Origin of the sequence: Clostridium sp. DFI.1.208 (assembly GCF_024463855.1) — a bacterium.
Taxonomy (GTDB): domain Bacteria; phylum Bacillota_I; class Bacilli_A; order Erysipelotrichales; family Erysipelotrichaceae; genus Clostridium_AQ.
The window spans coordinates 1-15,629 of sequence record NZ_JANGCA010000015.1 but is presented as its reverse complement, the minus strand read 5'-3'; the positions used below and the strand labels follow the sequence as shown (position 1 = coordinate 15,629).

The 15,629-nt window shown below is 40.1% G+C and carries 13 protein-coding genes, 1 other RNA gene and 1 other annotated feature; of the genes, 12 read left to right on the top strand and 2 right to left on the bottom strand.

What is annotated here, in order from left to right; translation table 11 throughout:
* Window positions 1-23: 23 nt before the first annotated feature.
* Together rpmH and NE665_RS09550 are read right to left on the bottom strand one after the other, a co-directional pair.
* Window positions 24-158, bottom strand: coding sequence for a 50S ribosomal protein L34 (gene rpmH / locus NE665_RS09555; RefSeq protein ID WP_009274359.1), 135 nt, complete (start codon window positions 156-158; stop codon window positions 24-26).
* A 114-nt stretch (window positions 159-272) separates the two neighbouring features.
* The gene (locus NE665_RS09550; protein ID WP_118654635.1) at window positions 273-656 is read right to left on the bottom strand and encodes a hypothetical protein; all 384 of its coding nucleotides are present in this window, start codon (window positions 654-656) and stop codon (window positions 273-275) included.
* A 702-nt stretch (window positions 657-1,358) separates the two neighbouring features.
* Between NE665_RS09550 and dnaA the strand changes: the two genes are divergently transcribed.
* The 12 genes from dnaA to recR all read left to right on the top strand — a co-directional run bounded on the left by dnaA (window position 1,359) and on the right by recR (window position 15,458).
* Window positions 1,359-2,717 (top strand): chromosomal replication initiator protein DnaA, encoded by a 1,359-nt coding sequence (gene dnaA, locus NE665_RS09545; protein ID WP_117444729.1) that lies wholly within the window; start codon window positions 1,359-1,361, stop codon window positions 2,715-2,717.
* 150 nt (window positions 2,718-2,867) lie between these two features.
* Complete coding sequence (gene dnaN / locus NE665_RS09540; protein ID WP_117444730.1) at window positions 2,868-3,986, top strand: DNA polymerase III subunit beta; 1,119 nt, start codon at window positions 2,868-2,870, stop codon at window positions 3,984-3,986.
* 208 nt (window positions 3,987-4,194) lie between these two features.
* Window positions 4,195-4,398, top strand: coding sequence for a S4 domain-containing protein YaaA (yaaA, locus tag NE665_RS09535; protein ID WP_117444731.1), 204 nt, complete (start codon window positions 4,195-4,197; stop codon window positions 4,396-4,398).
* Window positions 4,395-5,495 (top strand): DNA replication/repair protein RecF, encoded by a 1,101-nt coding sequence (gene recF / locus NE665_RS09530; RefSeq protein ID WP_117444732.1) that lies wholly within the window; start codon window positions 4,395-4,397, stop codon window positions 5,493-5,495. Before yaaA ends, recF begins: the two co-directional genes overlap by 4 nt.
* A 44-nt stretch (window positions 5,496-5,539) precedes the next feature.
* Window positions 5,540-7,450 (top strand): DNA topoisomerase (ATP-hydrolyzing) subunit B, encoded by a 1,911-nt coding sequence (gene gyrB, locus NE665_RS09525; protein WP_233104652.1) that lies wholly within the window; start codon window positions 5,540-5,542, stop codon window positions 7,448-7,450.
* 16 nt (window positions 7,451-7,466) lie between these two features.
* Window positions 7,467-9,977 carry a DNA gyrase subunit A gene (gene gyrA / locus NE665_RS09520; protein ID WP_117444734.1) on the top strand — a complete coding sequence of 837 codons (2,511 nt, stop codon included), beginning with the start codon at window positions 7,467-7,469 and terminating at the stop codon, window positions 9,975-9,977.
* A gap of 8 nt (window positions 9,978-9,985) precedes the next feature.
* Window positions 9,986-10,195 (top strand) — a binding site (T-box leader).
* 39 nt (window positions 10,196-10,234) lie between these two features.
* Window positions 10,235-11,521, top strand: a complete 1,287-nt coding sequence (gene serS / locus NE665_RS09515) for a serine--tRNA ligase (RefSeq protein ID WP_178759783.1) — start codon at window positions 10,235-10,237, stop codon at window positions 11,519-11,521.
* Between the two features lie 546 nt (window positions 11,522-12,067).
* Window positions 12,068-12,165: signal recognition particle sRNA small type (ffs, locus tag NE665_RS09510), an RNA gene on the top strand.
* A gap of 12 nt (window positions 12,166-12,177) precedes the next feature.
* Window positions 12,178-12,633, top strand: a complete 456-nt coding sequence (tadA, locus tag NE665_RS09505) for a tRNA adenosine(34) deaminase TadA (RefSeq protein WP_117444736.1) — start codon at window positions 12,178-12,180, stop codon at window positions 12,631-12,633.
* Between the two features lie 95 nt (window positions 12,634-12,728).
* Window positions 12,729-14,549 carry a DNA polymerase III subunit gamma/tau gene (dnaX, locus tag NE665_RS09500; protein WP_117444737.1) on the top strand — a complete coding sequence of 607 codons (1,821 nt, stop codon included), beginning with the start codon at window positions 12,729-12,731 and terminating at the stop codon, window positions 14,547-14,549.
* Window positions 14,550-14,553: 4 nt separating this feature from the next.
* Complete coding sequence (locus tag NE665_RS09495; RefSeq protein WP_117444738.1) at window positions 14,554-14,862, top strand: YbaB/EbfC family nucleoid-associated protein; 309 nt, start codon at window positions 14,554-14,556, stop codon at window positions 14,860-14,862.
* Window positions 14,862-15,458 carry a recombination mediator RecR gene (gene recR / locus NE665_RS09490; RefSeq protein ID WP_178759782.1) on the top strand — a complete coding sequence of 199 codons (597 nt, stop codon included), beginning with the start codon at window positions 14,862-14,864 and terminating at the stop codon, window positions 15,456-15,458. The genes NE665_RS09495 and recR overlap by 1 nt, the downstream gene beginning before the upstream one ends.
* Window positions 15,459-15,629 lie beyond the last annotated feature (171 nt).

Below are 15,629 nucleotides of genomic sequence, written 5' to 3'. Positions count from 1 at the left end.
AAAAATCACCACAGGGTGATTTTTTATGCTGATAACACTTTTCTACCTTTGGCACGACGACGCGCTAATACTTTACGTCCTCCTACTGTAGCCATACGGGCTCTGAATCCATGAGTTTTCTGGTGTTTTCTTTTGCTCGGTTGATATGTTCTTTTCACAAGAGCCACCTCCACTTCTTCTTTATCATTTTATACAAATTGAGCATTGCTTTAAAATTATACATAAAAACTCTGTCAAAGTCAATAATTCGTTAAAAATATTTGAAAATACGTTTATTTGTCAATCCATGCCATTTTTCGACAGAAGACATGTGTAAAAATAGGGAACAGCAGCACAATAAAGGTTGAAACCACTACAAATATAAAGATACTTGCATGAAAAAATAAAATGGTGGAGATCAGCGCCTGAAGCAGCAGCATAATACCGTAAACAATTCTGGTTTCCATACGCAGCGACATGACTGCATAAAGAAAGATAATTCTTGCCGCTACAAGTACAGCGAGAATTCCAAAGAACACAGATAAGGAAGAAATCTTATCCGCAATTAAAACAAAGGAAAGCAGCGCCAGAAACAGTTCCAGCAGCAGACTCATCTGATAGGTTGAGCCTAGACGGTGCTGAATCGTGCGTTTTGTACTTTTTTCAAACCAATTCATATTATCACTTCCTATGTATTTATCCTTTTCATTATATAGGAAGATAAAAAAGAATACAATTCCGCATTGCAAATTACTGAAGTTTTCTATTATTCAAAGAGTTTTCAACAATTCACCCTCCAACCGGTGGAAAACTTGACGCTGCAAAGCAATTTACAGCATGAATCAGCGAATATCCGAAAACCTCACAATGCCGACTGGTTTTCCACGCTTCTTCCACAATGATAAAACCAATCGTTTTCCACCATGTGTGGAAACTGTAGAAAAGCTTTACATCTCCTTTGTTTATCGTATTTCTGATCAGTGTAGAAGGATGGAAAAGTGGAGAGTGACAATACTTGTTTTCCACTTTTCCACAGAATCATATATTCCACACCCTATTTTTCCCCATGTTTTCCATATGGAAAGCTGTGGAAAGTGGAGAAACTCCTTTATTTATCCTGTTTTTAGGATGTTTTCCTGTGGATAACAGCAGTGTGAAAATAAAATCCACTGGACATTCTTCAGAACATGACTCCTATCCGGTGGAAAACTATCATCACTGCGATGCTTTTCCTGCTATACACAAATAATTTCCATTTTCTCCTTGAAACACGGCACTTTTCATCGCTCTCTTTGAATCCCTTCATCTTAATCAGAATAGCCGTGGTATTTTTCCACAATCTATAGTAAAATATAAGGTGCATGAAAAAGGAGTCGTTTATGTCTAATTTTGCCAAGGTACAGCTTGAGCAGATCTGGCAGAAGACACTTCAGCTCATAAATGAAAGTGCGCATTTTGATGATGCCGTATTCAACGCATGGTATAAAGAAGATTCTCATCTCTTTGATATAGAGGATGATTTTGCGACCATTGTTGTTCCTTATAAGATCAACAAGCAGATTATGATGGATTCCATTGATCTGATTCAGCAAAAGCTATCTGATGTACTGGATATGAAAGTCTCCTGTCAGATCCTGCTAAAGAGCGAAGTGGATATGCTTCAGCCATCATCTGTCATTAAAAGAAGAAATGAAATCTTATTTGAAGACAAAGTAAAAAAAGAGTATACCTTCGACAGCTTCGTCGTAGGAAAAAACAACCGGGAGGCTCACGCAGCGGCATTATCCGTATGCTATTATCCCGGAAAATTCAACAACCCGCTGTTTATATTCGGAAATTCCGGACTGGGAAAAACCCATCTGCTGCATGCCATCGGAAATTATGTTAAGGCAAATAAGCCGGATGAAAAGGTTTTGTACATTTATAGTGAGGATTTCGTCACGCTGCTGATTGAGGCGATGAAAAACAAGACGGTTGAGGACGTTAAAGAGATGATCTGTTCGGTAGACTATCTGCTGATCGATGATATTCAGCGTCTGAAGCAGAGCACCTCGCAGGAAATCTTTTTCAATATGTATAACAAGCTGATTTCCGACAACAAACAGATCGTCATTACCAGTGATATTCATCCCACGGAGCTAAAGGGGATTGAAAACCGTCTGATTTCACGTTTCTCCAGTGGTTTATCCGTATCGGTAGGCTCTCCGGAATTCGAAACTGCGAAAGCTATACTGCAGAAGAAGATGGAAGGCCGCAGCGATGAAATCATGATTGATGACGAGGTTCTCGATTATCTGGCAACCCGCTTTGCGAGTGATGTCAGAAAACTGGAGGGAACACTCAATGAGCTGTTCTTCAAAGCAATATTATACAATCCGGAGCGTATCGATATCACTTTTGCGAAAGAGATATTTAAAGAAAATCCAATCGTTGTCAAACAGGAGGATGAATTAACGCCGAAGAGAATTAAGAATGCGGTATGCGAATATTATGGTCTGACCAGAACTCAGATTGAATCAAAATCGAGAACAAAAAATATCGCCAATGCACGACATATCGCAATTTATCTATGCAGAACACATCTGGAAATGCCGTTTGCCAAAATCGGTTTTGAATTTGGAAATCGTGACCATTCCACGATCATGTCCTCTTATGAAAAAATGATGAAGCTGTTGAAGGAAAAAGAAACCTTTCAGCAGGCAGTCATGCAGATTGAACGTAATCTGGGGATAAAATAGGTAAGATATCCACACGTTTCAACTTTTCATCCACAGCAAAATTTGTTAAAATAAGCCTATGTTCAAAGTGTTTTCTTATCTTTTCCACACTTTCCACATACTTATTATTGTTTATTTACTTATAAAAAATAAAAGAAGGGAGCATCACCCATGTACTTTAAGGTGTCTAAAAAAGAATTCTACAATGCACTATCTGTGGCATCCCGTGCCATCTCTACGTTTTCACCACTTCCTGCGTTCTCCGGTATTAAAATCGACGCAAAAGAAGACTGTCTGATTTTAACCGGAAGTGATTCCGATGTATCCATTCAGACAAAGCTGACAAAATCAGAAGAATGCGTACTTGAAATTCGTGATATGGGATCGATCGTTATTGAAGCCAAGTATATTCTGGAAATCGTACGTAAGATTGATGCAGATGAAATCGAGTTTGAAATGATTGACGGTTCTCTGACAAAAATCAGCGGCAACACAGCAGAATTTCGTATTAACGGAATGCGTGCAAATGAATATCCGGCAATCGACTTCTCCAAGCCGAAGGAATGCTTTGCATTAAAAGAAGAAACATTGAAAAAAGTCATTTTGCAGACCAGCTTTGCGACAAGTGACAAAGAAACCCGTCCGGTATTGACCGGTGTGAATTTTCACTGTGAAGGTAACACCCTGAACTGTGTTGCTACCGATTCCTATCGACTTGCGAAGAAAACCATCGATATCAAGGAATCCCTGAACTTTAATATTACCATTCCTGCAAAATCCCTATCTGAGGTTGTTAAAACACTGGAAGGGGAAGGAGAGGTAGAAATTGCCGTCAATGACAAAAAGGCGCAGTTTATCATCCATGACACGATTGTCCAGACGCGTCTGATTGATGGCGTATATCCGGAAACAAGCCGATTGATTCCTTTGCAATTTGACTATGAGCTGACGATTGATTCTCGCGATCTTCTCAATGCCATTGATCGTGCCAGCTTCATTAAGAATGACGGTGTATCGGTAATTAAATTCAGTCTGAGTGAGCAGGAATGCGTGTTATCCAGCAAATCCGTAGAGGTCGGCTCCTCCACTGAGGTTTTAAGCAGTGCCAGCTTTACTGGAAGCTCTCTGGAAATCAGCTGCAATGGAAGGTATGTGTTCGATGCGATCAAAGCATTGAGCGGCAGTCTGGTGACCTTCCGCCTATGTGGAGAAATGAAGCCGTTTATTATCAAATCAGTAGATGACGATAACGTTCTGCAGCTTGTTCTTCCTGTCAGAACCTACGCTTAGCCTATCTGGCAGCACGGTGAAAGCCCTGCTGCTTTTTCTATGTTTTTTAACAAAAGTAGACCTTTTTAACGGCACGAGCGCAACGTTTGAAAAACGAATAAAATTACATGTGTAAAATGATGCAGAAAAGTTTGAAAACCATAGGAAAAACTAACAAAAAAGCCTTTAAATATGATATAATATATAAGAATGTGAAAGAGGTTTTATAATGGATATAAAGATAACCGGTGAATACATAACATTAGGTCAGCTGCTTAAAATGACGGATTTTATCCAAAGCGGCGGTGAAGCAAAATTTGCGGTGAAAGCCCTGGCAATCAAAGTGAATAGAGAACAGGAAAATCGCAGAGGACGCAAGCTGTATGCAGGCGATGTCATCGAAATTGAGGGCAGTGTATTTACTTTGTCATGAGATTGGAAACACTTCGTCTTCATGATTTTCGCAACTATGCAGATGTAAATGTCAGCTTTTCTGACGGTATCCATATTCTGACAGGGAAGAATGCGCAGGGAAAGACCAACCTGCTGGAATCTATTCTTTATTTGTCAACGACCAGATCCCATCGAACCAGTGAAGATAAAGATCTAATCAAAGAAGGTGAAGAGGCCTTCTTTATTAAAGCCTTGATTGCAAAGGAACAGAAAACGGAGGAAATTCGTGTTGCAGTAAATGAAAAGGGAAAAAATCTTTTTATTTATCAGAATCCCGTGAATCGCGTTAGTGATTTTATCGGGGAATTTAACTCCGTGATGTTTTGCCCGGATGATATGAATCTGTTTCAGGCCTCTCCTCGCGTCAGAAGACGCTTTGTGGACATGGAACTGAGTAAGATAAGTAAGAAGTATGTATCGACGCTTTATGTCGCTTCACGGCTCTTAAAAGAGCGGAATGCATATCTGAAGCAGGAACGGGTGGACCGCTCGTATCTGGAGGTCTTGACCGCCCAACTGGTAGATGCATCCGTTGTCATCATGAAGCAGCGGCATTTCTTTCTGGAGGAGCTGTTGGAAAAATGCAGGACGTTTTACCGTCAGCTTTCCAATGACGATACGGATATCACGGTTCGCTATCTCAGCTGTGTACCCTTTTCCGACAGGGAAGAGGAGCTGAAGGAAGCCCTGCTGAAAAAGTATCAGAAGCATCAGGAGCGTGATCTGCTGTTGAAACAGACGACTGCCGGTATTCATAAAGAGGATTTTATCTTTGAAATGAATGGCCGCGAACTTGTCAGCTTTGCTTCCCAGGGACAGAAGCGAAGTGTTCTGCTGGCATTGAAAATCGGTATGATTCATATGATTCATGAAATCATACAGGAATATCCGGTGCTTTTGCTGGATGATGTGTTTTCGGAGCTGGACAGCTACCGGAAGAAAGAATTGTTAAAATCTCTGCCGAAAGAGGTGCAGATTTTTATATCCACGACAGATGTTGTGGAGCTTGACGATATGAAAAGTGATCGCAGAGTCACGTTGTGGAATGTGAACAACGGTACAATCGAGAGATGTTAGGAGGATGAACTATGGATGAGAATCAGATGAAAGAAATCGAAGAAATGGAAGATAAGGTTGATCATTCTTATACGGCTGATGATATTCAGGTCCTGGAAGGACTGGAAGCTGTACGGAAACGACCTGGTATGTATATCGGTTCTACCAGTGAGAGAGGTCTTCATCACCTTGTCTGGGAAATCGTTGATAACTCGATCGATGAGGCTCTTGCCGGATTCGCTACAGATATTGAAATAACGATTGAAAAAAATAACATAATCCGGGTAGAGGATAACGGACGAGGAATGCCGACGGGAATCGTTGAAAAGACTGGAATATCCGGTGTGGAGACGATTTTTACCGTACTGCATGCCGGAGGTAAATTCGGCGGTGGTGCCTATAAGGTATCCGGAGGTCTGCATGGTGTCGGTGCCAGTGTTGTAAATGCATTAAGTGAATGGCTGGAGGTTAACGTACATCAGAACGGACATGAGTATTTCCTTCGATTTGAAGATGGTGGAAAGGCAACAGGACCTTTGAAAATCATCAATGACAGCGGAAAGCATGGCTCTATTGTGCGCTTCAAGGCAGATCCTGAAATTTTTCAGGAAACACAGGAATATGATTTCGATACCTTAAATGCCCGTATCCGTCAGCTCGCCTTTTTGAATAAAAGCATCCGTCTGGTGCTTTGTGATGAGCGGGAAGCGGACGTGAAGCGTATTGAGTATAAATACGATGGCGGTATCCGCCAGTATGTGGAATATCTGAATAAAAATAAAACACCGCTGCATGAAGAGGTTGTGTATGTGGAAGGGATCGAGGATGGTATTCTTGCGGAAATCGCCATGCAGTATAACGATGGTTACATTCCTAGCATCTATTCCTTCTGTAATAACATTAACACGATGGAGGGCGGAACGCATGAGGACGGCTTCCGACTCGCTCTGACAAGAATTATCAACGCCTATGCGAGAGAGCAGGGAATGATAAAAAAAGACGAGACACTGGCCGGGGATGACGTACGTGAAGGTTTAACGGCGATTATCTCGGTAAAGCATCCGGATCCGCAATATGAAGGGCAGACAAAGACCAAGCTGGGAAACTCAGAGGTACGAAAAATCGTTTCCAGTATTCTGGGCGAACAGCTGGATCGCTTCTTCATGGAAAATCCGGAAACAGCAAAGATTATTGTAGATAAAGCGATTCTTGCAAGTAAGGCGCGTCTTGCGGCAAAAAAGGCAAGAGAGCTGACAAGAAGAAAATCTGCCCTGGAAATCACATCGCTGCCAGGCAAGCTTGCGGATTGTTCCAGTAAGGATGCCTCGGAATGTGAAATCTATATCGTCGAGGGTGATTCCGCCGGCGGAAGTGCAAAGCAGGGAAGAAATTCCAAGTTTCAGGCAATTCTGCCACTGCGTGGTAAAATTTTGAACGTTGAGAAGGCGCGTTTACAGAGAATCTTTGAAAATAATGAAATCCGCTCTATGATTACAGCGTTTGGCTGCGGGATCGGAGAGGAAATGGATGTCAGTAAGCTGCGTTATCATAAAATTATCATCATGACCGATGCCGATGTCGATGGTGCGCATATTTGTACACTGATGCTGACCTTCTTCTACCGTTATCTGCGCCCGATCATCGAGGGTGGCTATGTATATATCGCCATGCCTCCATTGTTCAAGGTTGCCAAGGGAAACCGCGTAGAATACGTATATAAAGAAGAGGAAGTGGAAACGGTACGTGCTTCTATGGGGGAGAATGTAAACGTACAGCGATATAAAGGTCTGGGAGAAATGAATCCGGAGCAGTTGTGGGAGACAACCATGGATCCTGCTTTCCGTACGCTGAAGCAGGTAAATATCGATGATGCTATGGAAGCTGACAGTATCTTTGAGATGCTGATGGGCGAAGAGGTTGAGCCAAGACGTGACTTTATTCAGGAAAATGCAATCTATGCGACACTGGATATCTAAGGAGGTGTAAAGGAACATGGATTTAAACAAGGAAAAACTGATTCAGGTAGATATTTCAAAAGAAATGAAAACCTCCTTTCTGGACTATTCAATGTCTGTAATCGTAGATCGTGCACTGCCTGATGTTCGTGATGGAATGAAGCCTGTTCATCGCCGTATTCTGCATGCGATGAATGAGTTGGGAATCGTAGCGAGTAAGCCGTTTAAAAAATCAGCGCGTATCGTTGGTGAAGTAATCGGTAAGTATCACCCGCATGGTGATACGGCTGTATATGATGCCATGGTTCGTATGGCACAGGATTTCAGCTATCGTTACATGCTTGTACAGGGACATGGAAACTTCGGTTCCATGGATGGTGACGGTGCTGCGGCAATGCGTTATACCGAAGCTCGTATGTCCAAGATTGCTATGGAAATGATGAAGGATATCAACAAGGATACGGTTGACTTCATACCCAACTATGATAACGAGGAAACTGAGCCGGCTGTGCTTCCTGCCAGATTTCCGAATCTGCTGGTAAATGGTTCTGTCGGTATTGCTGTAGGTATGGCGACCAATATACCGCCGCATAATCTAACAGAGACAATCGATGCGACCTTTGCCATTATGGATAATCCGGAGATTTCTGTCGTGGAGCTGATGGACAATTATATCAAGGGTCCTGATTTTCCAACCGGTGGTATTATTCTGGGAAGAGCCGGAATTCGTCAGGCCTTTGAAACAGGTCGCGGCTCCATCATGGTGCGCAGTAAGCATCATCTGGAGGATATGGGGAACGGTAAGACAAGAATTGTTGTGACTGAAATCCCTTATCAGGTAAATAAGGCGAATCTGATTACTAAAATTGCGGATTTGGTAAGAGAAAAGCAGATTGAAGGTATCACCTATCTGAATGATGAATCAAACCGTGAAGGAATTCGTATCGTCATCGAGCTGCGTAAGGATGCTCAGCCGGATGTCATACTGAATCAGCTGTATCGTATGACACAGCTACAGACCTCCTTCGGTGTCAATATGCTTGCACTGGTAGAGAAAACACCGAAGCAGATGGGTATTCGTGAGGCACTGCAGCATTATGTGAATCACCAAATCGATGTAACGGTGCGCCGTACAAAATTTGAATTGAAAAAAGCCGAGGATCGAGCTCATATATTGGAAGGTCTGCGCATTGCTTTGGATCACATAGATGAAATTATTCATCTGATACGTTCCAGTCAGAATGATGCAGAGGCACGAGCAGGTCTGATGGAGCAGTTTAAGCTGACAGAGATTCAGGCAAATGCAATTCTGGAAATGCGTTTACGCCGATTGACAGGGTTGGAGCGCGATAAGATTGAAAATGAATATCGTGAGCTGATGGCTACGATTGCCGATTTGCGTGATATTCTTGCAAATCATGACCGTGTTCTTGCTATTATCCGTGATGAGCTGACAGAGGTTAAAAGCCGCTTCGGTGACGAGCGTCGTACTGAAATAAGTGAAGCTGATTATGATATGCAGGATGAGGACCTGATTCCTGTTGAGGATGTTGTTATCACGATGACAACAAACGGTTATATCAAACGTATGCCGACTGACACCTACCGTACACAGAACCGTGGAGGTCGCGGTGTAAAGGGGATGTCTGTAAATGAGGATGATATTGTTGATCTGCTGATTACGATGTCCACGCACGACTATCTGATGCTGTTCACCAATCTTGGCAAGGTTTACCGAATCAAAGGATATAAGGTACCGAATTCAGGAAGAACGGCAAAGGGTCTTCCGGTTGTGAATCTGTTAAATCTGGATAAGGAAGAGAAAGTGCGTGCACTTGTTCCTGTTCGTCCGGATAGTGAATCCTCCTTCCTGCTGTTCGTTACAAAGAACGGTCTGGTGAAACGTACACCGATGAGTGAATTCGATTCCATTCGACAGAATGGAAAAATAGCTATTACGCTTCGCGAATTTGATGAGCTGGTCGGAGTGAAGGAAACTACCGGAGATGATGAAATTATAATTGCCGGTTCCAATGGTAAGGCAGTGCGATTCCATGAGGATGATATCCGTGCTATGGGACGTACAGCAAGTGGTGTGAAGGGCTTTAATGTGGATGGCTCTATCGTTGTTGGAGCCGCTACTTCAAAAGAGGGAACGCATCTGCTGGCTGTTAGTGAGAATGGCTACGGTAAGCGTACAGCAATTGAAGAATATCGATTGACAACACGTGGAGCGAAGGGTGTTAAGACGATCAATGTTACCAATAAAACCGGTGAGCTGGTATCTGTTCGCGCTGTAAATGGTGATGAGGATGCTATGATTGTTACAGATTCCGGTATTATTATCCGTATCTCTGTTGGGGATATTGGTATTTACAGCCGTAATACACAGGGAGTTAAGCTGATCAATGTCGCAGATGAGGAGTCTGTTGCCAAGGTAGCTATCGTTGAAAAGGAAGAAGAGCCCGAAGATGAAGTTGTCGGTGACACTTCAGAAAACAATGAGGAAAATGCAGAAGAGATAATTGACAATCCTGTAGAAGAATGATATAAAATAATAAAACGTTGAAAAGGTCAAGTAATAAAGCAGACTACTTTCAGAGATATAACGGTTGGTGTGAGTTATAATAGCTGCTTATGAAATCCGCCTTTGAGTGAATCAATGAACTATGAGTAGTTGATTACGGTAGCACCGTTATAGCTATGAGTGGGTATATCTATATAGATATATCAAAAAGGGTGGCAACACGAGGTATCGTCCCTTTATGGACATACCTCTTTTTTATATTCTAGGAGGTTATGATTATGCTTGATATGAAATTTTTACGCGAAAATCCTGAAATTGTTAAAGAAAACATCAAGAAAAAATTTCAGGATCACAAGATTGAGCTTGTTGATAAAGTGATTGCTATGGATAAGGAGAATCGGTCTCTGAAGCAAAGAGGAGATGAACTGCGTAGCAAAAGAAATGCTATGAGTAAGGAAATTGGCGGATTGATGGCAAAGGGCTTAAAGGATGAAGCAAATGCCATAAAAGCTAAGGTTCAGGCCATGGCTGATGAAATGAAGGAAACAGAGATCAAGGAAGCTGAACTTGCTGAAAAAATTAAGGAAATGATGATGCAGATTCCAAATATCATCCATCCGACTGTACCAGTTGGTAAGGATGATTCAGAAAATGTTGAGCTGCAAAAATATGGAGAACCTTTGATTCCGAATTTTGAGATACCATACCATACTGAAATTATGGAAAGATTCGATGGTATTGATTTGGATAGTGCTAGAAAGGTTGCAGGAAACGGATTCTATTATCTGATGGGAGATATTGCTCGTTTGCATTCTGCTGTTATTTCATATGCACGTGATTTTATGATTGATCGAGGATTTACATATGTTGTTCCTCCGTTCATGATCCGCAGTAATGTTGTTACAGGTGTCATGAGCTTTGCGGAGATGGAGGGAATGATGTATAAGATTGAGGGAGAGGACTTGTACCTGATTGGAACCAGTGAGCATTCCATGATTGGAAAGTTCATTGATACGATTCTGGATGAGAAAAAGCTTCCTTATACCTATACGAGCTATTCACCTTGCTTCCGTAAGGAAAAAGGTGCGCACGGTATCGAAGAGAGAGGTGTCTACCGTATTCATCAGTTTGAGAAACAGGAAATGATTGTTGTCTGCAAGCCGGAGGAAAGCGCTGACTGGTTTGTAAAGCTGTATACGAATACCGTTGATCTATTCAGGAGTTTAGATATTCCAGTAAGAACCTTAGAGTGCTGCTCAGGTGATTTAGCCGATCTTAAAAACAAGTCTGTTGATGTTGAGGCATGGAGTCCTCGTCAGAAAAAATATTTTGAAGTGGGTAGCTGTTCTAATTTGACCGATGCTCAGGCAAGACGTCTTGGTATTCGTGTTAAGGGTGAGAATGGAAAATATTTTGCTCATACGTTAAATAATACAGTTGTTGCTCCACCACGTATGTTGATTGCATTTTTAGAGAATAATTTGAATAAGGATGGAAGTGTGAATATTCCTGAAAAATTGCAGCCTTATATGGGTGGTACAAAAATTTTAATGCCAAAGAACTAAGTGTATAGAAAAGGGTGATTTTATATGAAATTCACCCTTTTTTTGCTTTGAAAACTGCTTGTTTTAATACTGGATTAAATGCTCATAAAGCCTTTATTTATCGTGTTTTTTTATTAACATCCATAATTATAATGACCCTCTGATTTGCATTAATATCTAAATAGCTGGATAACTGGTCATGTCAATGCAAATGGTTATGCCAGTTTTTATAGGAATTTTATGTTTCACGTGAAACAATTAAGGAAATGCAAAGAGGTCAGTGTATATCATGACTCTATGACTATGTTTAATGTTTTTTTTATGGAAGTGAAAACATCTTTAATGAAGGAAGAAAAAGTTATTTTATGCGATTCATGTTTTTATGTACTTGAATTAGTATAGTTTGTATTTAGTAATACCACCAAATAATAAAACGAGATTTTCTTTATTGTACTGATATTTATATAATCAAGAAATTTGTCTTTTACCAATACTTTACAAATATGTGTTTTAATGAAATATGTGAAAGAAAATTAACAGTTGAAAAAAATAGAGAATATGCTATAATATATAAGCTACTACAATGATATCTACTGAATTAGGTCAGATTGGGAATAAAGCAGCCTTAAGGGAGCTCTATCATGTGTGGTAGCCCTTTTTTATATTTGAGGTAATTTATGAAGGAAGAATATATGCGGGCTGCTTTAAAAGAAGCAGAAAAGGCTAGAAAATTAGATGAAGTACCTATTGGGTGCGTTATTGTTAAGGATGATAAAATTATAGCGAGAGGTCATAATCTGAGAGAGACAAGGCAGCAATCAATTAACCATGCTGAAATTATTGCAATTCAAAAAGCATGTAAAAAGATTGGCAGCTGGCGCCTTGAGGATTGTGAACTGTATGTTACCTTAGAACCCTGCTGCATGTGTGCTGGTGCTATCCTGCAATCGCGGATAAAAACTGTTATCTATGGTGCTGCTGATCCAAAGGGTGGAAGTATTGAGAGTACCCTCCATATGTATGAGCAGCCGGGATATAATCATTATCCGGATGTTACATCAGGTGTTCTTCAGAATGAATGTGCACGGCTCTTGAAGGATTTCTTTAAAGAAAAAAGATTAAAAAAGAAATAAAAGCAAATACTGTATGGAAGGAAAAGTATTTGCTTTTCTTATGTAAAATTCATTGTCAGCATGATATAATTGACAGTGGAGAAAGCAGGTGAAGTATGGCATATAAAGCGTTATATCGTACTTATCGTCCAAATAGTTTTGATGAAGTAGCTGGACAAAAGCACGTAGTACAAACCTTGCAGCATGCGGTGGAACAGCACAAGATTGCTCATGCTTATTTGTTCTGCGGTCCCCGTGGTACAGGGAAAACATCAATTGCAAAGATTTTTGCAAAAACTATAAACTGTGAGAATCCGGATCATAAGCCATGTCTGGAATGTGATAACTGTAAAGCGGTACAGGATGGCAGCCATCCGGATATCATTGAGATAGATGCTGCCAGTAATAATGGTGTTGAAGAAGTACGTACACTGATTGAAAAAGTTAAGTATGCACCTTTAAAGGGTAAATTTAAAATTTATATTATTGATGAGGTTCATATGATGTCAACAGGTGCATTCAATGCACTGTTAAAAACAATTGAGGAACCACCGGAGCATGTCATTTTCATTTTGGCTACGACAGAACCGCATAAAGTACTGCCGACAATAATTTCACGTTGCCAGCGATTTGATTTTACAAAGGTGCCAAGAGAAGAAATTATACAGAGAATTCATACAATTCTGGATAAAGAGCAGATTACGTGTGAAGAAGAAGTGATTCGGATTATCGCTCAGCTGGCAGATGGTGGGCTGCGTGATGCCTTATCAATCCTAGATCAGTGTATTGCCTATGCACAAAACGATATTCAGGTTCAGCATATAAATGAAATTTACGGTATTACAACTATTCAGGAAAAATTAGATTTATATCGTTATATCTATGGCAAAGATGCTATATCTCTATTGAATCAGATTGATCAGCTCATTGAAAAGGGAATCGATATCAAAAGATTAACAGTTGATCTTATTGAAATATTAAAAGAGAGCATTATTTTTGAATATACAAAGGATGCCTCTTTGTTACATAATCTAAATAGTGAAGAGGTTTTGACTTTAATTGAAGGAAAATCCATTGCGGAAAGATTTCAAATGATTCATCTTCTTATGGAAACATATGATAAGTATCGTAGTGCTGCTAACGTTGGATCTTATTTTGAGGTCTGCTTACTGCAAATGCTAGATGTACAGGCAACAGTAGTGTCAGCTTCCTCACAACCAGTAAAACAGCAGTTTAACAATGCAGCTTTACCAGAACAGAAACCTGCGAAAGCAGATAATAATGTTTCACGTGAAACATTAAAGAAAAAGCCAGTACTGGATATTCCTATAGATGATGAGCCATTTATACCGTATGATACACCAGTATTTGATACACCTGAACCAATACAGACTGCAGCCCCTCATATACAGGAGAATACGATAAGTAAGAATGCTGAAATGATTCCAGCAAAAGCACTAAAGCCATTGGATAATGAGTTTGTTCTTGGACTTCTTGCTGGAGCAAATAAGCCAGAGAAAGCAAAGGATAGTCAACATTTTCAGAGAATCCCTGAATTCATGCTTGATTTTAAATATGCCAAGTATGGAAGTCTTTTGAAAAACGCAAGTATCGTAGGTAGTGGTAAAACCTATATTGTCGTATGTGTTGATAATCAGGCAGTAGCAAATGAAATAAATGAGATGGACAGTAAAAATGAATTTCATGATTTCATAACAGAATTGATGGAAAGAAATAAAAAAATATTTGCTATTTCTGTTGATCAGCAGAAGTATGTTATCAAAGAATTTAAAGACCGTATGATTGCCGGCACACTGCCGGATCCTATACAAATAGATGCTGTAACAATCGAAAAAAAAGAAATAAAGGAATTAACACAGGAAGAAGCTGTATTGGATTTATTCGGTCAGGAAAACATAATAATAACGGAGGAATAAAATTATGAATATGCAAGGATTATTAAAACAGGCACAGAAGATGCAAAAGGAGCTTACAAAGCTTGAAGATGAATTAAACGAAAAAGTGTATGAAACAACAATGGGCGGTGGCGTAATCAAAGTAGAGGTAAAAGGAAATATGTCTGTAGAAAGTATCTCGATTGATGAAAGTCTGCTGGAAGTGGATAACAAAGAGGATTTGGAGGAAATGCTAAAGTCTGCTTTGAACGATGCATTCGCAAAAGCAGTTGAGGATAAAGAAAAAAATATGAATCAGATTACAGGCGGAGTGAAAATGCCAGGTGGCTTCTAATGTATCCTAAGAAGTTTGAAGCACTCGTTGAATGCTATCGGAGACTGCCGGGTGTAGGAATAAAAACTGCAGAGCGCTATGCATTTCAAACGCTCGAATGGGATGATGAAACTATGGACTCTTGGATTCATGCATTTCAAAATGCCAAAGAGGGCTTAAAGAAATGCGCGGTATGCGGTAATTTATCAGAAGAGGACACATGCGATATTTGTGGCGATCAAAGTAGAAACAGTCAGATTATCTGTGTTGTACAAAGTCCAAAGGACGTCATCGCAATGGAGAAAACAAAAGAATATTCTGGAGTATACCATGTGTTAAATGGCGTGATTTCAACATCAAAAGGTATTTTGCCAGAGGACATCAATATAGACTCTCTTTTAAACAGAATCAGTGAGGAAACTAAAGAAATCATTATTGCAACCAATCCAACAGTAGAAGGAGAAACTACAGCATTGTATTTATCAAAGCTGCTGGAAAAATATCCGGTTACTGTAACAAGAATCGCCCATGGACTTCCGATGGGTGGACATTTGGACTATGCGGATGAATTAACTCTGATTAAAGCAATTGAAGGAAGAAAGATAATGGAACCATAATTTTGGTTCTTTTCTTTTTGTAGTATAAATGGAACAAATGAATAGAAAGACAACTATATTAAAGTCAAGTAGTAATTTATGAAAAAGTATGAAATATAAAATACTTGAAAATATAGTATTCGATCTTTGAAATTGTGAATGTAAATATGTTGAAAAGAACTATAGTTAAAA

Coding starts and splice junctions, on each gene's coding strand:
- recF (WP_117444732.1), top strand. CDS start 4,395: ATGAGATTGGAAACACTTCGTCTTCATGATTTTCGCAACTATGCAGAT.
- tadA (WP_117444736.1), top strand. CDS start 12,178: ATGAAGGAAGAATATATGCGGGCTGCTTTAAAAGAAGCAGAAAAGGCT.
- dnaA (WP_117444729.1), top strand. CDS start 1,359: ATGTCTAATTTTGCCAAGGTACAGCTTGAGCAGATCTGGCAGAAGACA.
- NE665_RS09495 (WP_117444738.1), top strand. CDS start 14,554: ATGAATATGCAAGGATTATTAAAACAGGCACAGAAGATGCAAAAGGAG.
- gyrA (WP_117444734.1), top strand. CDS start 7,467: ATGGATTTAAACAAGGAAAAACTGATTCAGGTAGATATTTCAAAAGAA.
- serS (WP_178759783.1), top strand. CDS start 10,235: ATGCTTGATATGAAATTTTTACGCGAAAATCCTGAAATTGTTAAAGAA.
- recR (WP_178759782.1), top strand. CDS start 14,862: ATGTATCCTAAGAAGTTTGAAGCACTCGTTGAATGCTATCGGAGACTG.
- gyrB (WP_233104652.1), top strand. CDS start 5,540: ATGGAAGATAAGGTTGATCATTCTTATACGGCTGATGATATTCAGGTC.
- yaaA (WP_117444731.1), top strand. CDS start 4,195: ATGGATATAAAGATAACCGGTGAATACATAACATTAGGTCAGCTGCTT.
- dnaX (WP_117444737.1), top strand. CDS start 12,729: ATGGCATATAAAGCGTTATATCGTACTTATCGTCCAAATAGTTTTGAT.
- NE665_RS09550 (WP_118654635.1), bottom strand. CDS start 656: ATGAATTGGTTTGAAAAAAGTACAAAACGCACGATTCAGCACCGTCTA.
- dnaN (WP_117444730.1), top strand. CDS start 2,868: ATGTACTTTAAGGTGTCTAAAAAAGAATTCTACAATGCACTATCTGTG.